Source organism: Pedobacter sp. KBW06, assembly GCF_003852525.1.
In the GTDB taxonomy this organism is placed as follows: domain Bacteria; phylum Bacteroidota; class Bacteroidia; order Sphingobacteriales; family Sphingobacteriaceae; genus Pedobacter.
The window spans coordinates 1,062,356-1,088,656 of sequence record NZ_QAJL01000001.1; the positions used below are offsets into that span (position 1 = coordinate 1,062,356).

18 protein-coding genes are annotated in these 26,301 nt (G+C 44.5%); 12 read left to right on the forward strand and 6 right to left on the reverse strand.

Translation table 11 applies throughout. The annotated features are described in order from the left end of the window. Position 1: 1 nt before the first annotated feature. The 3 genes from DBR43_RS04230 to DBR43_RS04240 form a co-directional block, all read right to left on the reverse strand. Positions 2-1,423 carry a RagB/SusD family nutrient uptake outer membrane protein gene (locus DBR43_RS04230; RefSeq protein ID WP_158622422.1) on the reverse strand — a complete coding sequence of 474 codons (1,422 nt, stop codon included), beginning with the start codon at positions 1,421-1,423 and terminating at the stop codon, positions 2-4. 16 nt (positions 1,424-1,439) lie between these two features. Beyond that, positions 1,440-4,706, reverse strand: coding sequence for a SusC/RagA family TonB-linked outer membrane protein (locus tag DBR43_RS04235; protein WP_233602858.1), 3,267 nt, complete (start codon positions 4,704-4,706; stop codon positions 1,440-1,442). A 286-nt stretch (positions 4,707-4,992) separates the two neighbouring features. After that, entirely contained in the window at positions 4,993-6,213 is a 1,221-nt protein-coding gene (locus DBR43_RS04240; protein WP_124578211.1) for a FecR family protein, read from the reverse strand. A 247-nt stretch (positions 6,214-6,460) separates the two neighbouring features. On the opposite strand from DBR43_RS04240, the gene DBR43_RS04245 reads away from it, so the two are divergent. Beyond that, complete coding sequence (locus DBR43_RS04245; protein WP_124578213.1) at positions 6,461-7,063, forward strand: RNA polymerase sigma factor; 603 nt, start codon at positions 6,461-6,463, stop codon at positions 7,061-7,063. A 19-nt stretch (positions 7,064-7,082) separates the two neighbouring features. On the opposite strand, the gene DBR43_RS04250 is transcribed toward DBR43_RS04245, so the two are convergent. Then, positions 7,083-7,967, reverse strand: coding sequence for a helix-turn-helix domain-containing protein (locus tag DBR43_RS04250; RefSeq protein WP_124578215.1), 885 nt, complete (start codon positions 7,965-7,967; stop codon positions 7,083-7,085). Between the two features lie 250 nt (positions 7,968-8,217). Here DBR43_RS04250 and DBR43_RS04255 point away from each other — a divergent pair, with 250 nt between their 5' ends. After that, positions 8,218-9,126: a M57 family metalloprotease gene (locus DBR43_RS04255; RefSeq protein ID WP_158622423.1), complete on the forward strand. Its 909-nt coding sequence runs from the start codon at positions 8,218-8,220 to the stop codon at positions 9,124-9,126. Positions 9,127-9,228: 102 nt separating this feature from the next. Here DBR43_RS04255 and DBR43_RS04260 read toward each other — a convergent pair whose 3' ends face one another. Continuing rightward, entirely contained in the window at positions 9,229-10,617 is a 1,389-nt protein-coding gene (locus DBR43_RS04260) for a M60 family metallopeptidase (RefSeq protein ID WP_124578218.1), read from the reverse strand. 132 nt (positions 10,618-10,749) lie between these two features. Here DBR43_RS04260 and DBR43_RS04265 point away from each other — a divergent pair, with 132 nt between their 5' ends. From DBR43_RS04265 to DBR43_RS04290, 6 genes are all read left to right on the forward strand, one after another. Further along, the gene (locus tag DBR43_RS04265) at positions 10,750-11,439 is read left to right on the forward strand and encodes an aspartate/glutamate racemase family protein (RefSeq protein ID WP_124578220.1); all 690 of its coding nucleotides are present in this window, start codon (positions 10,750-10,752) and stop codon (positions 11,437-11,439) included. Beyond that, positions 11,440-12,171, forward strand: coding sequence for a transporter substrate-binding domain-containing protein (locus tag DBR43_RS04270; protein ID WP_124578222.1), 732 nt, complete (start codon positions 11,440-11,442; stop codon positions 12,169-12,171). Between the two features lie 53 nt (positions 12,172-12,224). Then, the gene (locus tag DBR43_RS04275; protein ID WP_124578224.1) at positions 12,225-14,612 is read left to right on the forward strand and encodes a TonB-dependent receptor; all 2,388 of its coding nucleotides are present in this window, start codon (positions 12,225-12,227) and stop codon (positions 14,610-14,612) included. A gap of 379 nt (positions 14,613-14,991) precedes the next feature. Continuing rightward, a complete protein-coding gene (locus DBR43_RS04280) occupies positions 14,992-15,573 on the forward strand; it encodes a Crp/Fnr family transcriptional regulator (protein WP_124578226.1) in 582 nt (193 codons plus the stop codon). Between the two features lie 63 nt (positions 15,574-15,636). Continuing rightward, positions 15,637-16,608 carry a zinc-binding alcohol dehydrogenase family protein gene (locus DBR43_RS04285; protein ID WP_124578228.1) on the forward strand — a complete coding sequence of 324 codons (972 nt, stop codon included), beginning with the start codon at positions 15,637-15,639 and terminating at the stop codon, positions 16,606-16,608. A 182-nt stretch (positions 16,609-16,790) separates the two neighbouring features. Next, complete coding sequence (locus DBR43_RS04290) at positions 16,791-17,459, forward strand: DUF6624 domain-containing protein (protein ID WP_124578230.1); 669 nt, start codon at positions 16,791-16,793, stop codon at positions 17,457-17,459. 6 nt (positions 17,460-17,465) lie between these two features. Here the strand turns inward: DBR43_RS04290 and DBR43_RS04295 are convergent, their stop codons facing one another. After that, positions 17,466-18,071 carry an RNA polymerase sigma factor gene (locus DBR43_RS04295; protein WP_124578232.1) on the reverse strand — a complete coding sequence of 202 codons (606 nt, stop codon included), beginning with the start codon at positions 18,069-18,071 and terminating at the stop codon, positions 17,466-17,468. A 120-nt stretch (positions 18,072-18,191) separates the two neighbouring features. On the opposite strand from DBR43_RS04295, the gene DBR43_RS04300 reads away from it, so the two are divergent. The 4 genes from DBR43_RS04300 to DBR43_RS04315 all read left to right on the forward strand — a co-directional run bounded on the left by DBR43_RS04300 (position 18,192) and on the right by DBR43_RS04315 (position 26,142). Then, positions 18,192-19,373 (forward strand): FecR family protein, encoded by a 1,182-nt coding sequence (locus DBR43_RS04300; RefSeq protein ID WP_124578233.1) that lies wholly within the window; start codon positions 18,192-18,194, stop codon positions 19,371-19,373. A gap of 168 nt (positions 19,374-19,541) precedes the next feature. Further along, a complete protein-coding gene (locus tag DBR43_RS04305) occupies positions 19,542-23,051 on the forward strand; it encodes a SusC/RagA family TonB-linked outer membrane protein (protein WP_158622424.1) in 3,510 nt (1,169 codons plus the stop codon). An 11-nt stretch (positions 23,052-23,062) separates the two neighbouring features. Then, a complete protein-coding gene (locus DBR43_RS04310; protein WP_124578237.1) occupies positions 23,063-24,601 on the forward strand; it encodes a RagB/SusD family nutrient uptake outer membrane protein in 1,539 nt (512 codons plus the stop codon). Between the two features lie 17 nt (positions 24,602-24,618). Next, positions 24,619-26,142, forward strand: a complete 1,524-nt coding sequence (locus DBR43_RS04315; protein ID WP_124578239.1) for a TlpA disulfide reductase family protein — start codon at positions 24,619-24,621, stop codon at positions 26,140-26,142. Positions 26,143-26,301: the final 159 nt, after the last annotated feature.

The following is a 26,301-nucleotide window of genomic DNA, read 5'->3' on the forward strand; positions in this document are numbered from 1 at the left end:
TTTAGTTGTAATTTGGATTAAATTCGAGCTCATTGTCCGGCACGGGAACGATGTAACTGGCTTCTGTAAGGTTTCTGCTGGAAAACTGCATCCTGTTGGCGACCTTGCGTTTATAATAATAAAACAGCTGTCCTTCAGCATAAAAATCCTTCTGATATTCTTTGGTGATCTCCTCGCTGAGGCGCTGGGCAGTGATACCTGCAGCAATCACCGGAATCACTCTTTTTTCCCGAACCTTATTCAGAAAGACCAGGCCTTCATCCGGAGTAGCAGCAGTTTCTGCGAGGATGTAATACATTTCAGATAAACGCATTAAAGAAACGTTCTGGTCCAGACGGTCATTTTCTACAGTACCTACCCATGTTTGCCAGTACTTGGTACAAAAATAGGTCAGTCCATCGGCCTCGATCAGGTTTGCAAAACGAATATCCGTACCCCCGCCTGCACCGGTCTCGTATAAGGTTTGAAAATCGGTCAGGATCCGGGTCAGGTTCTTTCTGTTGTCGCTCACCGACTTGAAATAAGCATTGTCCGTTTCTACCCAGGTTCTCATGTCTTTTACCCTGATGGCAAAGACCTGTTCTGTGGAAAAGGTACGGTCACGACTGGCTGCAGGTGCAGATACGCTTTTAGGATCGATCAGGGTAAAGATACCGGAATTGACCACTTCATTAGCTGCTGCGGCGGCATTGATTTTATCTCCTCTGAACAGATATACCCGGGCCTGAAGGGCTTTAATGGCATAATAATTCATGCGGAAACGCCTGCTTTTTTCTGTCGCAATGGGCTCCTTGCCTTTCATCAGCGCTTCCGCTGTTTTCAGGTCTGCGAGGATAGCTGCAGAGACCTCATCAACGGTAGATGGCACTTTAGATAATGCGTTCAATTCCGTACGAAAAGGAATGGCTTTTTTACCCGGATTGGTTGCAAAGTTGGCACCGAACAAACGCAACAGGTCGAAATGCAGGTAGGCACGTAAGCCCAGGGCTTCTCCTTTGACCAGTGCATAATGATTGCCCGTAAAAATGCTTTGTTTGTTGTCGATCTTGCTCAGGATATTGTTTGCCGCAGCAATGGTATTGTAACCTTTTGTCCAGATTCCGGAAACCAGCGGCACCGCATCATTGCCTTTAAAATTAAGGGCTACAGTAGTGGGAAAGGAAAAAACACCACTTAAACTCGTGCTATAATTTTGCGCAATTAAGCTGCTGAAGCCCATACTGAGGTTATCACCATATAAATCCCTGCTTGCCATTTGTGAATACAGGCCCGTTAATGCCTGCTGAAAGCCAATTTCTGAGTTAAAGAGTTCCTCTTCACCGATGGTGGATTTGGGATCGACTTCCAGAAATTTTTTACATCCTGTGCCCAGAACCACCAGCAACATGGTCAGTGCAGCAAATATTTTGATTTTTGTTTTCATGTCTATACAGTTCATGTTAAAAGCCTGCCCTTACTGACAAGGAGTATGTCCTTGAAAATGGATTATTTGTACCCCGTTCCAGCTGAACAGAGCTCAGGGTAAACAGGTCATTGGTACTTGCATTAATGGATAAACTACTCAGTCCCATTTTCTTCACGAAGGCATGTTTTTGAAAGTTATAACCGATGGCTGCGGAGTTCAGGTTCAGGGAATTATCGTCCTGTACAAACCTCGAGCTCAGTCTGGTGAATACCGTATTCGTTCCAAATTTGGTAAACATAGATTCATCACCGGGTTTCGTCCAGCCCAGGTCGTAAGCCCTGCGGTCTACATTGTACCTGGTATCCGCGCCCTGCACTTTATCCACGAGTGTCTGGTTATAAATCTGTCCGCCAAAACGGTAGCTAAAAATCAAACTGACCTCCAGCCCTCTGTAGTTCAGATTGGTACCAAACGTACCGTTCCATTTCGGATCGGTTACCCCAACGGCAACCTTGTCGGCCGCACTCCAGGTAAAGGTGGTTGTGCCATCTTTTTTAAGCAGGACCTCTGCTCCGGTTATAGGATCTACTCCCAGTGAGCGCACCACAAACAGGGTGTTGATGGCCTGTCCTTCTTCAAGAATCAGATTGGGTACTTTCTGGTTACTACCTGCATTTGCCTTGGTATTACTGGCCTTCAGTTTATTGGAAAGCTCCTTAAGTATGTTTTTATTCGTTACCGCCGCGACATTTACAGACCAGATCAGTCCTTTTTGCTTGTTGTCAATGATCTTGTAACGTGCAAACAATTCGTATCCTGTATTCTGGATTTTGCCCAGGTTTTCAGAATAATCTGCGAAACCATTGGAAGGTGCGAGTGAAACATTGGTAATGGTATTGTGGGTCAAACTTCTGTAATGTTCAAAACGCATATCCAGGCGTTCTTTAAACAGTGTCACATCCAGACCAAGGTTTAAGGTGCGTACATCCTGCCAGCCCAGTTCCGTATTTCCAAGGCTCATAATGCCCGCTCCCAGATCTCCGTCGTAGACATTTTCAACGCCAAAGGTATAACGGGTCTGCGCACGGTAAGCCGGAATATTCAAAGAGCCCGAAGATCCGTAGCTCGCCCTTAATTTCAAGCGGTTCACATTGGGATTTCTTTTAAAAAAAGCTTCATTGTGAACATTCCAGCCCATCCCTGCAGACCAGAAAGTACCGTAACGCTTATTGGCCCCAAACTGAGAAGAACCATCCCTTCTTACCGAAACATCAGCCAGGTAGCGGTTGTCGTAAGCATAATTGGCATTGAGCAGGAGCCCGAGTCTTCTTACCGTACTTTCATCTCCGGTAGGCCGCGCATCTGGTTTATACTGACTCGCGAAAAGCAGGTTATCCAATTGATCGAAGGGAAAACCTACGGTCGATACGTTGTAGAAATTACTCGAAGCGCTGGCAACATTGAGTCCTAAGGTAGAATAGATCAAATGCCTGCCAATGCTTTTGTTGTAATTGGCGGTCGTTAGACTTTCAAAGCCAAGGGAGTTGTTGTTGCCCACATCATAAGATCCTTTTCTTTTCAGATCTTTCTCATTGTTAAACAAGGAATGCTGAGCCGGAAAAAACCGGTCGGAAGAGCCCGTCTGCTTATTGAGGCTGAATGCAGTCTCTATATAAAGTGCAGGCATCACGTTCCAGCGGACCTGCAGGTTATTGGAAAGGCCAAAATACTGTGATTTATTAATTGTATTTAAGCTGGCATCGTATAGCGGATTGCTAAAAGTTCCGATGCTGTTGCTTTCCATGATCTTTATCGGATTGCCATTTTCGTCGAAGGGTTTCCAGTAAGGGTTCATCAATGCGTATTGAGAGAAAGCGCCATAGGGCGATTCATTGGCTACATTTTGAAACAGGCGGATAGAGTTTCTGAAACGCAGTTTTTTCACGTTGTAGCTCAGGTCGAACTGCCCTGAGTAATTGTTGCGGTTCTGTCCTTTCATCACGCCTTTCTGAAGATCCCCGGTCATCTGCAGGCCATAGCGGATAAACTCATCCCCTCCTTCTACATATACCGAAGTCCTGTTGCTGGTTCCGGTTTGTACGGGGAACGACAACCAGTCGGTATTTACCCCGGAGGCAACGGCCCTTGCCCTGTTGTTGTAAATCTCGTCCAGTATAAATTGCTGATTGGACTGAATTCCGGTATAAAAGCCGACTCTTTTTTCAAAATCCAGTTTTTCTGTGGCATTGAGCAGGTTGTATACCGAAAGATCCGGCCTGGTTAACCTGAAATCATTGTTTACCGTGACCTGGATTTTTCCTGCTTTTGGGGTGATGGTGGTAATGACCAGGACGCCGTTTGCGCCCCTTGAGCCATAGATCGCGGTAGCGGAAGCATCCTTTAAAATCGTCACCGATTTGATCATGTTCATGTCCAGGTCAAAAATCCTTTGGGCACCTACCTGGAAACCATCGAGGATGAATAAAGGTGCGTTTGGATTTTCTGCAAACTCACCTGTCAGGTTGGGCAGTGAATTGGCTCCCCTAAGCTGGATTTCCGGTAATTGGTTGATATTTCCACCCATCACGTTGTTCGGCACCAGTCGCAATGCAGGATCCAGCGCTGCAATGGCAGAAAAAATGCTGTTGGAATTGACCCTCTTCAGGTCCTGTCCCTCTATCGTTCTGGCGGAACCGGTAAAGTTTTCTACCGGGCGTTCAAATACCCCCATTACTACCACATCGCTAAGCGATTGCTGATCTTCGACCAGCCTGATGCTAAACAGGAGGAAGTTCCCCAAAGGAATTTCCTGTGTTTTATAGCCGATAAAACGGACCACAAGTGTTTGTGCCCCTTCGGGAACGTTTAAAGTAAACATTCCTCTTTCATCAGTCTGAACAGCATTTTTTGTGCCCTTAATGAGCACCGTTACTCCCGGTAATGGTTTACCGTCTACATTATCAACCACTTTTCCCCTGATGATCTTTACCGCATTAAAGTCGTTCCTTTCCCGGATTACGATGGTTTTATTTTGTACCTCATAGGTAAATGGCTGATTGGCGAAACATTTGTCCAGCACTTCGGTCAGGGAAGCGTTGCGGGCAAAGACATCTACTTTTCTGGCCAGCTTAAGCTGTGGTGTGGCATAGATAAAATCATATCCGCTTTGCTTTCTGATTTCTTTAAAAACCTCCGTCAGGGAAACATTGGTTTTAGTCAGGTTTATTTTCTGTGCATAACTGCTGGCGCTTACCTGGAGCAAGCAGCTGGTTAACAGGATTACGGTGAGGTTGATTCGCATAATCAGTTTTCTTTGATCTGTATTACGAGCCAGCTGTATTACCGCATCCATAATACACAAAATTGTTTGTGCCACGCAGGCAAAATACCCGCGTTTAAATAGCGCATAAAATTTCATACATTTGAATTTTAGGTCCCTGATTAGGTTTAGGGCGTTGGTTTGGTTCTAGTTAATTATAGTGTGCGAAACATTATTCTAAGTAAATCAAGCCATATGGTCAGGGGTGGGTCCAAGCACTCCTGACCTTTTTTTGATTTACCGTTGTAGTTCAACTACGTTTGTAGATTTACTGCATAACGGTCACCCTCCTTCCTTCAATTTTAAAGTGAATTTGTCCGGTGGTTTCAAAACCTTTCAGGATCTCAGAGAGCTTTTTGGTTCTGGAGATCTCTGCATCGAAACCGTAATCGGGTACTTTACCCTGGTACACCACATCGATATCATACCAGCGTGCGAGTTTGCGCATCACTGTCCTGATGTTTTCATCGTAAAAGTAAAAATTCCCGTTTTTCCAGTCGAGCACCTGGTTTACATCCACTTCGCTAACCATAATCTGGTCGGAAACCGCAGATTGCTGACCTGGTTTAAGTATTCTGGCTTTGCCGGCAGTCGCCACTTTCACACGTCCTTCGAGTAAAGTAGTTTTAATCGCCGCTTCGTCGGCATAACTGTCAATGTTAAAATGCGTCCCGAGAACAATGACTTCCTGTTCCCTGCCCGCCCGGCTGGAGCTCACCACAAAAGGCCTGGAGGCATCTCTGGCAATTTCAAAATAGGCCTCTCCGCTAAGGATTACCTTACGGTCCCTGCCATCAAATGAGGTCGGATATTTTAAAGAAGACATGGCATTGAGCCAGACCTTACTGCCATCAGGAAGGTTAATCTGGTATTGTCCGCCCGCTGGCGTACTGATGGTATTGTATTGTCTTGAAGCGGTAGTATTGTTTTTTTCCGTTTCATACACCAGTTCCCCATCTCTGGTTTTGGTGATGGTAATTCCCGACTGACTCGCCAGTTCTCCATTTCCGGCATCCGTTAAAGAGATTTCCGATCCGTCTGCGAGGGTTAAAACGGCTTTATTACCGCCGGGATTCACATCATTACCCTGATGCTGAGCGGTTAAATACTGGTGTTGATCCCTTTGATCACTGTTCCTGTAAAAATAGAACATGGCTGAAAGCACAAGGACTATTGCCGCCGCATATTTTAAATAAGTATGGATCGGACGAACAATGGATTTCTCCTGAACAGCCGGAACAAGCTTTGGTTTTAGCTGATCATAAATCTTCAACATGCGATCCTCCAGCAAAGCATCCTCTGTTGCTGCTTCCGGACTTTTAACGATTGTATCTCTAGTCATCGGATCTCTGGTCATTTCTGCCGCAATCAAGGCCTTGAGTTCAGCTTCATTTTTCAGTTCACTGAAATGCTGCATCAATAACTTAATTTCAAGAGTACTACAATTGTCGTCCAGATATTTTGTAAAAAGTGCTTTCAACTGATCCATAATTTAACAGGGCCTTTAGGGATGTCCTTATATAAACCAATACGGAGCAAAGCACAAATACATTGATGTCTTTCTTGAAATATTTACAATTATTTAATAAAAAGCTAACAATCAGATAATTAAAATCAAAAAATAAATGCAATCATCCTGAGTGTCTGGTTTATAAAAAAATAATCGATATCATTGAAAATGCTTTATCACGAAAAATGTAATTTAGCATAAGGGGAAAATCAGAATACAAACGTCAATGAAATTTTTGGAAGCACAAGCATTGCAGGCTTTGCTATTGCAATTGAAACAAGGCCATGAACCTGCTTTTAACACGTTGTATCTGGTCTATAGCAAACCGTTATATCAAAAGATCAACCGCGTGGTCAAAGATGAATCTGTTGCAGATGAATTGCTGCAGGATTTATTTTTGAAGGTTTGGAAAATGAGGGAAGACATCAGGCCTGAACAGTCATTTGTTTCTTTTCTGCATACCGTGGCGAAAAACCTTGTTTACGATTATTTTAGAAAGATTTCTAAAGATAAGCGCCTGCATGAACGTTTGCTCCTGAACGCCGTTGACTACTACATGCAAACTGAAGAAGCCCTGATTGGCAAAGAGACTTCGGATATCATTCAGCAGGCCATTTCCCGGCTTTCCGAATCGCGCAGGAAAGTCTTTATACTTTGCAAGATGGAAGGTAAATCCTATCAGGAAGCAGCAGAGATACTTGGGATTACGGTGGCCACAGTAAACAGCCACATGGTCAGTTCCATCCGTTCTATTAAAGAATACCTGCATAAGAACCAGGAAATCGGAACGATCATCATCACACTGGCCTTACTGAGGGAATACAAATAAGTCCATTTGATGTTCAAGGTTAAGAAAAGCCTTTAATTGGGGATAAATTGGCGCTCCGGTAATTTAAAGGGCTCTGGCCTGTCATTTCTTTGAAATGACGGTGAAATCCGGCGAGGCTGGAAAAGCCGCTTTCATAGCTCACCTGTTTCACACTTAACTCCCCTTTTCGCAAAAGCTGACAAGCATATTTAAGCCGTGTTTCTATCAGGAAGCGCATATAGGTATGTCCGGTTTCCGTCTTAAAATACCGGCAAAAGGAATTCGGACTGATATTGGCAATTCTGGCCAGCTCTTCGATTTCTATCTTTCGCTGGAAATTGGCCATAATGTATTCACAGATTCCATGGATGGGTTTATTTCCAACTCCTGGTAAGCCATTCCCGGATCCCGCAGCACAAATCAGGTTTTCATCCGTATAGAGGTCCCCGATGTATAACAAGACATCCATCAGCAGCAGGATCCTCGCTGCCCCCTTAACATGAACAATACGGTGCATTAAATAACCGATATACCGGTTTGTGCTGTCCTGTAGAAAAACGCCGCTTTTTGATTTTTCAAATAAGGTCCTCAGGATGGCATTTTCCGGTAAAAAGAGAAATTCTGTTCCCCAGAAGTTCTCCGAAAAATGAATCACAAAAACCTCTACACCTCCGGCGTTCCCATTTAAAAAAGCCGGATCAAACTTACACCAATGCGGCAAGCCAGGACCAATCAATAAGACATCCCCTTCTGCAAACCGCTGTTCTTCATCTCCTATGATCCAGCTTCCCCTCCCCCGTTTCACATAGACCAGTTCCGATTCCAGGTGGTAATGTAAAAAGCTATTGATGTTCGGGGAACGGTCGAATCGCACATGAAATGAGCTTCCGAAATTATCCGCCAATTTGATTAATTGTGGTTTCATTCTGAATGTGAAATTAAAATATTTGGTTTTCAGGTAACAAAGCCATTACACAGCTTCTAAAGAACAGACCCTATTCCAGGTCAAATTGCCTACAGAGGATAAAAATAGTCTTCTCTTTCTACAAAGCATACCAGATAAGTATACTTTCTATACAAAAGCATATACATTATTTACATAATCAGCAGAACCCATGGAGGAAGTATCCGCTTTAAGTATCTTGAATCCATTAACTAACTTATTCATCCCGTTTATGAAAACAAACCTATTGATCAAATCAGGGGCAATCACCCTGGCTGTAATGCTGGCTGTAACCATTGTCATCAGCTGCAAAAAAAACACGAACAACACTGAGCTCCCTACCGAAACAGGAGCAGTTTTAACCAAAGAAGAACAGGTCAGTATTGCCAAAGCCGGTTTTTCGCCAACAGGCGCTTTTAAAGCCGATGGCGGATATATCGTGGAAGGTGACATCTTCCTGAAGCCGTCCGATCTGGCTATCCAGGCAGGTCTGATTAAAGAACTCGCTTCAGGCAAGCCACGCACCGAGCAGTACAAAACCACTTTCCAGGTTACCGGATTGCCGAGGGTCCTCAAAATAAAAGTGAATGCAGGAGCTGCCCAGAAAGTATTTACAGATGCAACCACAGAAGCCATTAAAAGGTATAATGACCTTGGCCTGAAGTTAAGCCTTACTTTACTCGATTCCGCTTCAGCCACAACCGAAGACATCCTGATCAAAGGAGAAACCTTTAGCGATCCGAGGGTTTTAGGACAATCGGCCGGATTTCCGGATGCCAATGGAAATCCTGCAACCCCTATTAAACTCAGCAATACCCATTACAATAAAGACTTTGCCGATAACAATTTACTGGCCACGGTTGTTGCCCATGAAATCGGACATGCCATTGGTTTCAGACATACCGATTATGCAGACCGGACCTATAGCTGTGGTTTAACGCCATGGGAAGCTTTTTTAAGACAGCTTGGAATCAGTGTGGGCAATGAGGGTGACGGCGGAGTTGGTGCCATTCACATCCCCGGAACACCGGTAGCCGGAGAACCAGGGTCTTGGATGCTGGCTTGTTCTGACGGAACGAACCGCCCTTTCACCGCCAGTGATATTGTTGCCATCAAAGCTTTATATCCGAAAACGAATTAATAATGGTTTCATGTGCATCTTCTGATGCAATTAAAAAAGGAGTTGCCCCTGTTCATCCGTTTTACCTATGGAAGAGCTTGTGGCAACTCCTTTTTGATGGACTTAATCCCTCAATGTCGTCAGGTCAACCGCCGGAGCCGGCAGGTTCAAGGCATTGATTTCGTCATAAACAGATGCATTCACGGTAAATCCCCAGGCCTTAAAAAAGGAAACCAGGTTTTTATTGCTGAGCTTGCTGGCATTGATCATGAACAGGCGTTTCTCTTCCTCATCGTTGGCCACGCTGATTACATTTTCCCGGTAGAATTTATGAACTTTAATAAAGAAAGCATCTCCGAAGGCCAGGTATAATTGCTGAAAAAGACCTAATCTCGTGATCAGACTTGTACTGCTGGCTTCGTAAATCCGGCTGGCTGCCGGCTTGGCTAAAAACGTCGTGACATCATTCCATTGAGCGGTAGTTAATCCCGGTGATCCTGGCTGAACAACCCTTCTCGCTGCCAAAGTATAAATATTCGGCATCACCTCACCTACTACGGAATTCCAGGTCCACTGGTGCATTTGATGCTGATGTCCGAATTCATGCCATACGCCCCAGCCATTGGTTTGGAGGTCTGAAACTTTCAGGATCCTTGAAATAGAAGCAGTCACAATTCGGATGCGGTAAGAAGTGGCATCCATATAACCGGAAGTCCGCTCGGTGACCATAATTTTCAATTTTCGGGAAGCATGGGTAGCCGAACTGTTGTCCATGCCGCTAAAGTCATCTTCAGCTTTTAAAGCCGTATCAATTAAGCGCAGGGCGAGGTCCTGGTCCTCGTTTTTAAACTCCAGCGCTTTGGCTTTAGAAACCACCAGAAAAGCACGGTTTGCCACGAGGATCGCATTTTTAGAGGTGGTATCGGTATCACTGGCCAGGGCATCCAGCCATTCCTGATGTGTGGTCTTTCCCAGCTCATAAAAAGGCATTCCAAGATGCCCGCTGTTAAAGGTAATCTTCAGCTTTCCACCGGAAGGACTGGCAGAAGCATACTTAATGTACAATTCTCCTGCATTTGTCGGACTGATGGAGTTGTTGCCGGGCTGGAGGTTATAAGTCGTTACCGTTCCCCGGTCGTAGGATCCGACCATTAACTGAGGCGATGCCGAAGATGCCGTCAGCACCTCCACATGGATCGACAAGGCCACCCCGCTTTTGACCCTCAGGCCTACGGGATCAAAATCTGCCGCTTTTAAAGAGGTCTTTAAACGGCTCTGCTCTGACTCAGTGGTTGGCTTTTCGTTAAAAATCCATTCTGTCTGAGGATTCAGGATGGAATAAACAGCGTTGCTTTTTAAAACCGCAGCTTTAACTTGCTCTGTTTCCAAAGCGGAAGCAGATTTCTTGCAGGAGAGCATTGTTGCGGATAAAATGACAACAGCCAGCAGTGTTAAACGCTGTTTACAGAATTTTTGTCCGGCATCCCGGCTCTGGTTCATAATTTTTTTCATTTCAGGGTGATTTGGTTAGAATTTTATGGTTTACCGAATCTATCTGAATATCAACCGAAAAAAGATGAAAATTCTAAAGGAATAGATAGAGAAATCCAAAGACATCGTATTTTAGTGTTATTAAACGAAGACATGAAACTATTAGGACTTATTGGCGGAACCAGCTGGGTATCAACGGTAGAATATTATACCCTCATCAACCAGGGAATTAACGAAAAACTGGGAGGATTGAATTTCTCGGAGTGTATGATCTATTCCTTTAATTTTGCAGAGATCAAGAAGAATATTGATGCCGGCGACTGGGATACGATTTTCCAAATGTTTTTAAAAGCCTGCAATGCCTTAACTGCATCCGGAGCAGAAGCCATTGTTCTCTGTGCCGCTACGGCACACAACATCGCAGACAGGCTTCAGAAAGAAACCCATTTGCCGATCCTTCACCTGGCTACTGCAACAGCGCTTGAAATCCAAAAACAAGGCTTAAAAAAGGTGGCTTTACTGGGAACACGGTTCACGATGGAGTTTGATTTCTTCAAGACAAAACTTTCAGATCATGGCATTGAAACGCTGATCCCAAATGCCCGGGACCGGGCATATATCCATGATTCGATTTTTGATGAGCTGGGTCAGGGTATTTTCAAAGCGGAAACAAAAGCCCGTTACTTATCCATTATCCGGAACCTGATCAATGAAGGTGCCGAAGGCATCATACTAGGCTGTACAGAAATCCCCCTGCTCCTGAAACCGGAAGACATCCCTGTCCCTTCATTTGACACGGTACAATTACACACCAAAGCAGCCATAGACTTTTCCCTGTCCTAGATGAACACGACCCCACATTTTTACCGGTATTTTCTGTGCTGTATTTTACTGTCCTTACTGCTGCTGGCCTGCAGCCCGAGGATCAGTCCGGATTCCATACTTCGGGTGGGCACTACCGGTGATTATCCGCCACTGACCAGCTTCGATTCCCTGAGCGGTAAATTTAGCGGAACGGAGATCAGCCTGGCTTTAGCACTGGCCAAACACCTGGGCAAAAAAGCAGTATTCGTAAAAACAAGCTGGAAAACGCTGAGCGAAGACCTGCTGGCCAATAAGTTTGACCTGGCCCTGGGTGGGGTTTCCATCAATGCCGCCAGAGCAAAAATATTTAACTTCTCCAGCCCGCTCCTGCTGGACCGGAAAGTGGCCGTTTTTCGCCTTTCAGATCAATCCAGATTCCGGGACTTCAAGACCATAGACCAGCCAAACGTCAGGGTGATTGAAAACATTGGAGGAACCAATGAAACTTTTGCAAGGTTGCACATCCGACAGGCAAACTTGCGGGTGATTCCGGATAATCAGCAGGTTTTTAAAGCCTTGCTGAATGAAACTGCGGATGTCATGTTTACGGATGAGACGGAAGCAAAATATCAGCAAAAGAAACATCCGGAGCTTTCCTGGCTTCAACTGGATGAAAAGATCAGTCCGGCCTATGCAAAGGCCATTATGTATCAGAAGAAAGATACCCTCTTAATGGAAAAAGTAAACAACTGGTTAAAAATTAAACCCTAGGTTATGGAATACTTATAAGAAAATCATCCTGAGTAAAACCAAAACTTACTCAATTGAAAAGAAATCTAGTTACCACTCTTCTGACATTTATCTCTTTAGCTGCATCTGCACAACATTTAATTAAGGGAAAAGTAATCGACGGCAACAACCGGCCTGTAATTTCTGCCAGTATCCTTCTCAAGAAAAAATCAGAAAAATCCATTGTACAAACCAGCATCACCGACAGCAGTGGCCTCTTTCTGCTGAACCCAAAACAAACCTTACAGCATCAACTGTTCATCAGTGCTATAGGTTTTGAACCTGCGTTTGTAGATTTACCGGATGTCCTTCATCAGGACACCATCCTGCTCGTCAGGCTAAATCTTCAGGGCAGACAGTTGAAGGAGGTCAATATTGAGGCTAAACCAGCACTCATCGTCCGCAAAACCGACCGTATTATATTCAATGTAGAAAATAGCTTGTCGGCCATTGGCGGAGATGGAATCGATGCCCTAAGCAAAGCACCCGGTGTCCGGGTCAATGACAATGGCATCAATATCGTCGGCAAGAGCAGCATCAAAATCATGGTCAATGATAAACTGATCCAGCTTTCCGGTGCCGATCTGATCAACTATGTGAAGTCCATCCCCTCAGCCAATATCAAAAGGGTTGAAATTATCACCAATCCCTCTGCCCGTTATGAAGCAGATGGAAACTCCGGCCTGATCAATATCGTGTTAAAGAAAAACGGGGCTCAGGGCTTCAATGGAATGATCAATACCGGCGGCATTGTTGCCAGCAGATATACCGCAGGCCTGACCGGGATCTTCAATTATAACCTGGATAAACTTCACATCAGCAGTAACCTGAGTGGTGTTTATCAGGAAATCGAATCCAGGTATTTCACTGCTTTTTCCAGTTCAAAAAGCTTGTGGGAGCGACAAAGGGAGGAGCTCACAAAAGGAAAAGGCGGAAGAGGAGACCTCAGGGTTGATTACGATTTAACAGCAAACACCACAATAGGACTGAAATACATGGAGGGCGCACGTCATTTTACCATAGACACAAAGGAGAAAAGCGGGTTTTATACTCCGGCCAGGCTTTTAGATTCGACTTTAATTCTTAGCGGCAGAGACAAGTTGAAATATACGCTCAGAAACTTTGAGTTCTACCTTGATCATAAAATTGATACTGCGGGGAAAAAGATGGAATTTAGCTCCAACTATTTTAGATATGGAACGATGGACGACAACCATTTCCAAAGTATCAGCTATACCCCTCAACAGGAATTGCGGAATCGGTACCAGCCCGTTGGTTTAGCCCAGAATGAGCGTTTTGATATCTTTTCCAGCAAATTAGACTTCAGCCTGCCTTATCAATTCGCCAGTTTGGAGCTGGGGGCTAAAATTTCCAATATCAAAAGTAAAAACAACCTGAGCTACGCGTCTACCTCTGATGCGATCGTGCTAAACAACAATCTGTTCGACTATAAGGAAAACACACAATCGCTCTATGCAACGGCAGATAAGAATTTCAATAAATGGAGTATCAAATTGGGTTTAAGAATGGAAATGACGCAGACTACCGGTCGTTCCCCGCTGCAAACATCCACACAGAAAAACGATTACGTTCAATTGTTTCCTACATTTTATCTGAAGCATAGTCCCAATGAAAACCATGTTTTCTCCTTTACTTATGGCAGGAGAATTAACCGCCCCGGTTACAGTCTGCTGAATCCGGCCCGGTTTTATAGCGCGGTTAACGTTTATGAGGAAGGAAACCCATTCCTGAAACCATCTTTCAGCAATAACTTCGAACTGAATTACAATTATAAAGATTGGCTGAGTACTTCTGTTTACTCCAATTTCGTGTCTAACGGCTTTAGTACCCTTGATTTCTTTGATCCTGAAAGCAACATTCAATCCCGTGTACAACGGAATTACGCAAATTCAGTAAGCATAGGTCTGAGTGAAACGGTGACCATCAATAAAGTGAGCTGGTGGGAGAACAACAATCAGCTCAATGTGTATATGGAAAGGTCTGAATCAAATGGCGCCATTGCGGAAGGAACGTTAAAACAATGGAGCGGTTATGTATCTAGCAATAATACTTTTACCCTCAACACGAAGAAAACATTAATGGCGAATGCCACTTTTTGGTATCAGTTTCCTGAGGTGTCTGACCGGCTGATCAGTGAATCCTATTATGCAGTGGATTTAAGTTTAAGGGCTATGTTTATGCAAAGGAAACTAAGCCTCTCTCTCAATTCATCGGATATTTTTAAGACCAGTCAGCGGAAATACAAAGGGATTGTCAACGGTGTTCATCAGTTCAATACACAGTATAGGGACAATAGAAAAACGATGATCAGTATCCTTTACCGTTTTGGAAACAGTAAAGGCAATAAAGCATCCAGAAAGACGGATGATACAGAAACCAACCGGATAAAGCAGGGAATTTAAGGTCCTGCTGATCAAATTAGTACAGGAGGCTGGTCTGTTTTTAAAACCGACCAGCCTCATTTTCAGTTTAGCCTGGTGGAGACTATCTGTCGCAGTTGCAATTGCCTCTTGCGTCACAATATCCGCTTCCCAGACCATCATTTCCTCTGCATGACAAGTCGCATTCGTGATCCAAACAATAATTAGGTCCCATACCACCTAGTACTGCTTTCAACTCAGCACGGTTCAATTTTCTTAGATTTAATGATTTTTCCATTGTTTTAAGTTTAAATTTGGTTTTGTTTTGATTAGAAAAACAATCTACGAATTAATTACGTAAAAAGAAAATACCACCATCATTCTTTATGATTGCCTATTTTAGAGAAAAATAACCATTGATATGTTTTTTCAGTTTAAGGAACAGTTGCCACACCTTGCAAAGTATTGGGATGCCTTTATGGCGATGCATCAGCGTATTGAAGTTCCTGCAAAAACCATTCTTCTGGCGGAGGGCGAGGTTTCAAAGCAATCTTTCCTGATCGAGAAAGGCTGTTTAAGGGTTTGGTTTAACAACAATGGTAAAGATACCACCTTCCAGTTTTTCTTTGAAAATGAGGGTCTTTCTTCTCTGGAAAGCTTCCGGAAAAACATTCCGGGCATGTTTAGCATAGAAACAGTAGAGCCTTGCGTGCTTCATGTGCTTCAAAAGAAAGATTTTGACCGGATGATGGAAGAACTGGAACAGCAGCCTGCAGTGCTCAAAGAAATGATAAATGTGATGATGGAAAGGCAGCTGCATTACATGAAGGAATTTCTGTCCTTCATCAGAGATAGCCCTCAGGAGCGTTATTTAAACCTGCTCATGCAGAAACCAAAGTTAATTCAGCGGGTTCCGCAACATTATATCGCTTCTTATCTCGGAATTACCTCTGTTCATTTAAGCAGGATTAAAAACAAAATCCTTAAAGAAAAGCAGGTTTGATTTGATAACATATGTTATCGTCCACAATGCCTATTGCCGCTACTTTTGTTAAAAAAAGAACAGATGAAAGCAGCGATATTATACGCCCTTGGCGAAACACCAAAATATGGAGATTTTACAACACCAGTTCCCCAAACCCCAGATCAGTTATTAATCAGCATTAAAGCGGCCTCGGTAAAAAACCTTGATAAAGGCATTGCCAGCGGCGCTCATTATTCCAGCAATACGGGTTCATTTCAACCGATCGTTGTTGGCGTAGACGGAGTTGGTCTATTGGAAGACGGCAGCAGGGTTTATGCCCCTGGCCTTCAGGGCATGATCTCAGAAAAAGCCCTGATTGATAAAAACCGGTTTGTCCGCTTACCTGATCATCTCGATGAAGTGACCGCAGCAGCTTTACCTAATGCCGTTCTCGGCGCTGCCGCAGCATTGCGCTACCGTGCAGAAGTTAAACCCGGAGATACCGTATTGATCAATGGTGCAACAGGGGTTACCGGCAGGATTGCCGTACAGATTGCCAAACATTATGGTGCCAAAAGGGTGATTGCTACCGGTAGAAATGCAGCCTCCCTGGAAAGCCTTAAAGCCCTCGGCGCTGATGAAGTCATCTCCTTAAAAGGAAGTGACGATGAAATCATTCAGGCAATCAAAGCAATCCAGCTCCAGACGCCTGTTGACTCAGTGGTTGACTATCTCTGGGGCCATCCGGCCGAACTGATCCTTAAAGCCCTGGGAGGAAAGGGCAATTTCACACATCCCCTGCGTTTTGTTACTGTTGGTGGTATGGCCGGCGACGAGATCCGGCTGTCGTCGGGAACACTGAGGAGTGCTGACATCAGCTTAATCGGTTCAGGAATCGGGAGCTTATCGGAAGCATTGATGCAAAAGCTCTTCAAAGAGGTTTTACCCGAAATGTTCCTGCTGGCTGCCGATGGGAAGCTGAAAATTGAGACCCTAACCGCTCCGCTTCAAGAGATTGAAAGGGCCTGGAAGGAAGACATCGATTCGGGAAAAAGATTGGTGATCCTGATTTAAAAAACAGTGCCATTCCGGGAATAAAAAAGCAGTTGCGCCGACCAAAACGCAACTGCAACCTAAGGTCATCTCTGGAATGATCTCAATAACCAAAATAGTTATGCAGGTTAAAGAAACCTGAAGGTCTGATGGAGACGGAAAAACACGAAAAATAAGTATCTTGCTTTTCAGAATCCAACAACATGAAAAGATTTCTTCTGCTATTTTTTCTCCTGCCGATCGCATCGGCAGCCATTGCTCAGGTCAGCTCTTTCCAAATTGACAGCAGCAAGTTTGATCAGAAACTGATGCGGACGCTCGACAGCCTTCTGGAGGTCGACCAGTCGATCCGGACAAAATGGATGGACCTGGCTAAGGCTAAAGCAAAACCAGCTACAATTGACAGCATCAAAGCAATAGCGAGACGACAGGATTCCAGCAACCTGGTGAAGGTGAAAGACATCATCAGCCAACATGGATGGCTGGGCCCTCAGGATGTAGGCATGAATGCGAGTCAGGGTTTATTCCTGGTGATTCAGCATGCAGACCTGGCGACTCAGCAAAAATACCTGCCCATGATCCGGCAGGCCGAGAAAGAGGGAAAAACCTTATCCAGTAACCTCGCCATTCTGGAAGATAGAATCGCCATGCGTGAAGGCCGGAAACAATCCTATGGCAGTCAGGGTTTTGCTGATAAGGTAACCGGAGCAAAGTACATTTACCCGATAAGGGATCCTGATCAGCTGGACGCAAGGCGTAAATCCATGGGCATGCCACCGATGAAAGAATATGTTCCCGGCTGGGATTTAGAAAAATATAAAACCTTATTGCCTGAGCTGGAGAAAATCGTAGAGGTACAGGGAATCAGATAACCCTGGTCATTTAATCATGAGCCAGGCCAGCAAAATACTGTAAGATACCCCTGAATGTTTGAAATGCTTTCTCAGGTTCTTAAGTGCTTCCACCAAATGGTTATTCACTGTATGTTTGGACAGCTGAAGTTTTTCTGCAATTTCCTCATGGCTCAAACCTTCATAACGACTGAGTTTAAAAATCAGCTGCTGCTGACTGGATAATTTTGCTACGGCCTGCTCGGTGAGCTCCTGAAGATCTGCGAGCAGGATTGCTTCTTCAGTTTCATTATGGGCTTCATTGAGGTTAAGCCAGAGTTTTTCCCTCGCTTGTCCCGCAGTTGCAGCATTACGCAATGCATTCAGTGTTAACCGCCGGGCAATCGTATACAGATAGGGCCCCAATGGATAGCTGACATCCAGATTAAGCCGGTTTGTCCATAAAATAATGAGTGTTTCCTGAACAATTTCTTCGCACAACACGCTATCTTTCAAAAACCTCCATACAAAACTATACAATTTCGATTTATATTTTTCAAAAACGACAGCAAACACCGGTTCTTCACTATTGCGAAGCCCTTCGATCAGCCCGACTTCGCCATGCACTCCCGTAATCATGTTAAATTCCCCCATCGCAATGTAAAAATTATATGGAAGATTATCCAAAACGTTATAAAAAATAAAAAATAATTGACTGACGACTAGTTATGCTTTCGTTTTGCCGTGTATTAGCTCTTATAACACGGAAAAGTAATGGCAAAAAGAACCGATTACCCCCATATTCAAAAATTACTGACGGATTATGTGAGCAATGTCATTGCACCCGCAGATTATGAGGAATTGATGGATTATATCGAACGTTCCAGAGAAGACCGGGAATTGTATCATTTCATGGACCAGGTTTGGAACAGCCGCCCGGTAACAAAATCATTTACGGCCTTACAATCAGGCCTGTTGTACAAAAACATCATCAATGACCCGCGTTTTTCTGCTCCCCCTGTTCAGAAAAATATCCCCTTCTACAAAAACCGGTATTACATCGCGGCAGCGGCATTGTTGTTCATTTGTCTTAGCGCAGGACTGTTGTTTTTTAACAATTACACGCCCAAACCGCAAACACAACGGGACAACCTGGTTCAGAATAACATAGCCCCTGGCAGCAACAAAGCCACACTTACGCTCGAAGATGGCAGTAAAATTATATTAACTGATGCCATCAATGGCAGGCTCGCCAATCAGGCAGGCGTAAACATCAGCAAAACTGCCGACGGGCAACTGGTGTATAAAATCAGTGATCAGGAAAATAAAAAACTGAGCTACAACAGCATTGAAACACCCCGGGGCGGGCAATACCAGGTTAACCTGCCTGATGGCACCCGGATTTGGATGAATTCAGCCTCTGTTCTTAAATTTCCGACGAGCTTTGCCGCTCAGGCCAGTCGCCGGGTTGAATTAAGCGGCGAAGCTTATTTTGAAGTGGCCCATGATCCGAAACATCCTTTCAGGGTAAAAACGGCCCATCAGGAAGTGGAGGTTTTGGGAACCCATTTCAACATCAACAGCTATGCAGATGAAGCCAGCACGAGAACAACGCTCCTGCAGGGCCGTGTAAAAGTAAACTCCACCCTGCTTAAACCGGGACAGGAATCAGTTTTAACGCCAAACTCCATCCTGGTAAAGCCTGCAGATATTGAAACAACGATGGCCTGGAAAAACGGATATTTCCTGTTTAAAAACGAAGATTTGCCCGGCATTATGCGTAAGATCTCACGCTGGTACGATGTAGAGATTGTTTATCCGGAAAGCCTGGCCGACAAGCATTTTGAGGGTTCCATTTCCCGTTTTAAAAATGTAGCTGAAGTCCTCAGAAAATTCGAATTAACCGGAAACATTCATTTTAAAATCGAAGGAAGGAGGATTACCGCTATGCCTTAATTTCTACCCTCCCAAATTGCGGTAAACTTAGAAACCAGGAGTGATTGCAGTCACTCCCGGAAGATCAGGGTTACCCTTTAAAATTGCGTTCACACAACCTTTCAACTAACCCCATTCAAATGTATGAAATTTTATATTCAACGGTGCGTTATACCTAAACCGATCCTCATGCGTATAAACCTAACCTGTTTATTGCTGCTCATTAGCCTCTTACAGGTCAGTGCTTCCGGTTTTGCCCAGAAGATCAGCCTTTCCAAAAAGAGCATCAGTCTTCAGCACTTCTTTAAGGAAATCAAAGCCCAGAGTGGTTACGATTTTTTATATGAACCACAAGACCTTAAGAACATCAGGCCGATAGATGTCAACCTTTCTGGCATAGACATTAAAGAGGCCCTAAACCGAACCTTTTCCAGCCTGCCCTTAACTTTTTCCATTGACCAGAATACCATTGTCATCAGAAAAAAGGAAGTCCTGCTCTTCGGACCAGTCAGAAGCTTTCTTAACCTGGTCAATATCAGAGGCAGGGTGCTGGATGAAAAAGGGAGCCCGCTCCCCGGTGCCACGATAAAACTAAAAAATGGCACTAAAACAGTCATCACCAATGCCCAGGGTGAGTTTCAAATGAATAATATTGAAGAAAATGCCCTGCTTCAGGTCTCCTTCCTCGGCTATAAAATGAAGGAGTTGAAAGCAGATCCTTCCGGCGATATGACGATCCGTCTGGAAGTCAACCCTGCCGAACTGGAAGTCGTAACTGTAGTCAGCACAGGTTACCAAAACCTGCCTAAAGAACGTGCTACAGGAGCCTTTAATGTGATTTCCAAAGAGCAGCTCGACAAGCCAAGCACCAATATTGCCCAGCGGCTGATTGGAACCACCGCCGGTATGCAGGCCACTATGGATGAAGACGGAAATCCCCGGTTTGAGATCAGGGGTCAGACCAGCTTAAACATCCGGGATAACCAGGGCAAATTAACACAAAATGCCTACCCGCTTGTCGTTGTAGATGGCTTTGCCATCCAGGGTGATTTCAGTACCATCAACCCCAATGATATCGAAAGCATTACCATCCTCAAAGATGCAGCAGCGGCTTCCATCTGGGGGGCAAGATCTGCAAATGGGGTGATCGTAATCGTGACGAAAAAAGGAAAAAAAGGAATCCCTTTAAGGATTAACTTTTCTGCTTTCACGAGGGTCGCCAGCAAACTGGACCTCGACTATGTGAACCCGCTGGCCTCTTCTTCAAAAACAGTAGATTATGAAGTTAAAGCCTTTGGAAACTGGAGTTCGGTAACCAATCCCGGCTCGCTGAACAATTATGACGTGACCTGGTCGCCGGTTGGAACAGCGCTAAATGAGCACCTGCTTGGTTTTATCAGCACTGCAGAAAAAGACGCCCTGCTGGATAAATACAGAAACCTGAGCAATAAAAAACAAATTGCAGATGAGCTGCTCAGCAACCCTTTTACCCAACAGTACAATTTAAACCTTTCCGGTGCTTCAGAAAAGATGAGCAACTCCCTCTCTCTTTTGTATGAGAAGAGCAAAACGAATTTCAAGGGCACCGACAACAGCAAATACATGTTCAATTACAGAGCCAATGCCGATGTTTTTAAATGGCTGGAGTTTAGCTTTTCCGGCATGGTCAATTACAATAAGGCCAATAGAAACGGGATCAGACTTGCTGACATTCAGGAAATATCTCCCTACGAAATGCTGAAAAATGAAGATGGCTCACTGAACAACATTTCGCAATATTATACCCCGGTTTTGCAAAGATTTGTCCCTACCAACCTGTTCCCTTATTCAGACTGGAGCTACAATCCGATTCAGGAAATCTCCAACCGGAAATTCAGCAATGAACAATTAAATACACGTCTTCAGGCGGGTTTAAAATTCAAAATTATTAAAGGCTTATCTGTAGATACAAAAATTCAGTACGAACTGAGCAATACCACCGTTAAAGAATTCAGTAATGAGAAGACCTTTAAAGTAAGGGACTCGGTGAACAGGGCTGCAACCTGGGATCAGGCGACCAATAAAATCACGCTGAACCTGCCTAAAGGAGGGATGTTCAATCAGAGAAGATTAAAAACAGAGACCTATAATTTCAGAAATCAACTGAATTATGACCGTCGCTTTGGCGAAAAACATGAGCTTAACATCGTCGGAGGTTCGGAGATCAACAGCATCGTTACGCAAAGCTTTGGCAATCCAACTACCTATGGCTTTAATGACCAGACCCTGAGTGTGGGGACTTTCCCTAATGGCCCCGGAGGTACCACCTTTCCAATTAAGGACTGGCTTGGAACCAATCAGATCTTCAATTACACCAACAGCTATGGGCATGTAACAGAGCGGTACTTTTCTCTTTTCGGGAATGCGGCCTATACTTACGACAACAAGTACACCTTGTCCGGAAGTATCCGTACAGATGCCTCGAACCTGATTACAGACGATCCCTCCTATCGCTATGCTCCATTCTGGTCGGTTGGTCTGGGCTGGCAGCTGAACAAGGAAAATTTCATTAAGGACCTCAGCTGGGTCAATAGATTGAATTTGAGGGCTACTTATGGTTACAATGGAAATGTAGACCGCAGTACCTCCTTTCGTCCTTTGATCAATATGGCCGCGATTCCAAATCCTTATACCGGAAACCCTACGGCTACCATTTCCAGCTTTGGAAACCCAAGCCTGAGATGGGAAAAGACTGGCACCTGGAATCTGGGAATTGATTACTCGCTCTTCCAGGGCCATTTATATGGCAAGGTCGATGTCTACAACAAATCCGGAAAAGACCTGATTGCCAGCATCTCCATCCCTGCAGTAAACGGAACCACCACCCAAAAGCTGAACAATGCCGAGATCTATAACAGAGGGATAGAAATTGAATTGGGCAGCATGCAAAAAATCTATGGAGATGCCGTGGTATGGCGGGGAAATCTAAATTTCTCTTACAACAAAAACAAAATCACCAGGCTGTTTGTGGCCAATTATGCGGCGAGCACCCTGGTTTCAGGTGGCTCAGCAGCCTATGTAGCTGAACAGGACGCCAATTCTTTATGGCGTTTTCAATACGCAGGAATAGAAAACAAGCAGCCGATGGTTTACGGACTGAATGGCGCTAAATATGATTTCGGAGCATTCACTCCCGGTGATGGCCGCGGATATCTGCTAAACATGGGAACCAGCGTTGCCCCTTATACCTTCGGCTTCGTCAACTCTTTCCAGGTCTATGATTTTAATTTATCTTTTATCATTACCGGAAAATTCGGACATAAGTTTCAACGGATGGGATTCAATTACCCGGATACAAGATACGACCGGGTATTGCCCAATAATAAAATAGATGAAGTCCAGAACGGAGATCCGATGAAAATTGTTCCCTTACCGCTGAACCAGATTGAGCCACGGTATTATTTCTGGGACCGCTTTCATCAAAGCCTGAGCTATCTCATTGAAGATGCCTCACATCTGAGGATGCAGGAAGTAAATTTAAGTTACAATTTCCCTGCCGCGGTATTGTCAAAGTTCAAAATGAGCAGGCTCCAGGTATTTGCACAGGGCAATGACCTGTTTACCCTGGTCGCCAATAATGCGGGCGAAGATCCGGAGTATCCGATGGGCACACTGAAGCCCCAGCCAAGGGTATCATTAGGTCTGAAATGTGAATTTTAAAATTAACGATCATGAACAACATCCATACCTCCATCATAAAAATACTGCCTGTACTGGCCACAATTTTTCTACTGCCTTCCTGTAAAAAATTTCTGGAAGAACCACCTTCAAAGACTTCTGCCCTGGTGGTTAAAACGACGGCGCAGATCGATGCGCTGCTGAATTCACAGAATTCCTTCTTTTCGGAAGTGAACTTAACCAATGTATACAGCACCGATGATTGTGGGATTACCCTCGATCTTTACAATGGAAGAAGGGGTACATTTTCCAGTATGCCAACGATACAGGCGCTGCTATGGGATACAGAAAACCTGCCTGACGCACCAAGGGAATCGTTCTGGAGTGGAGAATACAAAAAGATCTTCACCGCCAACCTCGCCCTCAATTCCCTCTCGTCTGTGACGGGAACGGAGGCCGAAAAGGCAATCATCAAAGCAGACGCCCACTTTATCAGGGCCTACAGTTACTGGGAACTGGCCAATACCTTTTGCCTTCCTTACACGGAACAAAATAAAAATGAGAAAGGCCTGGCCATTAAGCTGAGCACCAGCTTTGATGATCCAATAGAACGCCAGCCGCTGGAAAAAGTATACCAGCAGATTGAAGCTGATCTCGCCGAAGCGCTTAAAATTACAGTTCCATTGGTTCAAAATGGAAGGGCTCGTCATTGGAGGGCAAATAAAGCCGCTGTCAATGCTTTTGCTGCCCGGTACTACCTGAACAGGAACAATAATGCCAAAGCTGTGGAATTTGCGAACGCTGCACTCGCCGAGTACAGTACGCTTGTGAATTACAACACAGAAATGAGGTACGGCAGAGACCAGTCGATCTCCATTGATGCCGGAACCCCTCAGGCCAAAACGGTAGTGCTTAAATATCCCTATACCCATGACAATTCCAGTGATCAGACCGATATGATAGGCTGGAAGGAATTCCTGTACTACAGAATGCTGACCAATGAGTCCTGGTGGTATCAGCCAAGCCTGGAACTTTTAAACCTTTATGATAAGGATCATGACCTCCGGTACCAGTACCATATCGTAGAAGGCTATTCTTACGACAGAGGCATGACCAAACCTTCTTATGATTATCCGGGTTATATCTTCTTTTACAAAGACAAACTCCCTTCTGGTCCGACCGTTGCAGAAGTACTGCTGACCAAGGCAGAGGGCCTGGCAAGATCAGGAGATGCAGCCGGAGCGATGGCGGCCATAAATATCTTAAGGGCAAAAAGAATGAAACCCGGACCATGGGTAGACCTGCAGGCATCCGGAAAGGATGATGCCATTAAAAAGGTAGCCGAAGAAAGAAGAAGAGAAATGCCTTTTGCACAGCGTTGGTTTGACATCAGAAGGTACAATAATAATGACGACCCCAACGATGATGTGCTCCTCAGCAGAACATTTTACCCTTTCAATGCCTCGTCTGTACTCTTCAATGAGCCGGTAAAAACCTATACCTTACCCCTAAAATCCAGGCGTTATGCAACGCCGCTTCCGCGGACTGAGATTATCTCCGGCAATGGAAAAATAGAACAAAACACGTATTAATTTTTAAATTTAGAACGATGAAACTGAACCATAAAAAACTAATCAGCAGCGCTGCATTGACAATTATTTTGAGTCTCGGCTTTAACACCACATTTGCACAGTCGGTGGTTACAGACAAGGCAGTGCTTGCAAAATTGCGTGCTGCTGTAGAAGCAAAACCCGATAGCATTAAAGTACATCAGGCCTATATTAAGGCGGTAGGAACCGAAAAACCTGAACTGGAAAAACAATACACCTTATGGACAAAAAAATATCCAAAATCGGCAATGGTCCCTTATGCGCTGGGGAAAGCCTATGAGAATGAAGAAGATCCGAAAGCGAAACCCTGGTTATTGAAAACGGTGGCCATCGATCCTAAATTTGCGGAAGCATGGAGTGGCTTATCTATAGACGCAGAGCGTTGGGGTGAGTTCAGTGCAGGAAGAGACTACATGGCCAAAGCAGCTGCAGCGGCTCCTTCAAATCCCAGCTATGCATTTTACCATGCCTCCTCTTTCAGCAATATTGACGAAACCAAATACAGGACTTTAAGTATGGAGGTAGCCAAACGTTTTCCTGATCATGAGCGCGGCGCACAGGCCTTATACTGGCTGGGAGTACGTTCAAAAAACGTCGAAGATAAAATGAAATATTTTGAGCTGCTGCATAAAAGTTATGCTCCTGAAAAGTTCAACTGGTCTGCCAGCGGCATGACTTCTTATTATGACCTCCTTTTGAGAGAACAACCGGAGAAAGCCCTGAAACTGGCAGAAGAAATGGCGAATAACCCCAAAGCCGAAAAACAATGGATCAACTTAACGGCCCAGGCAAAACTCATCAATGAAGCTAAAAATTTAGTCGCCTTAAAAAAGGGAGCAGAAGCTTTGGCATTGCTAGGTCAGATCAAATTGCCAAGATATTTTGGCTTTAACAGAATGCTGCCGATCTTAAAAGCAGAAGCAAGTGCTCTGGATGGCAAACCTGATGCGGCCTACGATAGCCTGATCGTTGCTTTTTCTAAAAATCCGGGAGTTAAACTGAAGTCAGTCATCAATACTTACGGAACCCGCCTTGGCAAAGATGCCGCACAAGTGGATGCAGACATCTGGAAACGTTTAGATGCCATTGCCCGCCTGGCAACTCCTTTCACTTTAAAGCGTTACCTGACTCCGGGAAATACTTCGATTACGGATTACAAAGGAAAGGTTGTTTTACTGACCTATTGGTTTCCGGGATGTGGGCCATGCAGAGGTGAATTCCCTCACTTTGAAAATGTAGTAAAAAAATTCAAAGGACAAGACCTTTCCTATGTAGGGATCAATATCGTTTCCAGTCAAAATGACTATGTCATTCCATTTATGAAAGCCAGCGGCTATAGTTTCACACCACTGGAAGATGTAAAAGACAGAGACAAAGGAAATATGGACAACCGCGGAGCTGCTCCGGTAAATTTTCTGCTGGACCGGGAAGGAAGGGTAATCTTTTCTGATTTCAGAACTGATGGAGACAATGAAGACGAATTGGAACTGATGATCAGCACCTTGCTTGCCCGCAAAAAATAACATCATTTTTTAACGCAGAAAGGCCGGTAGGAATACCGGCCTTTCTGCGTTAAAGTGCTTTGGCGAAATAGATCAGTCCGCCAAAATCACTTAATCAATAGACAAAATGATAAACTAAACTAAGCCATAAAATGCGTTCTTTGAAATGACCAAAAATAA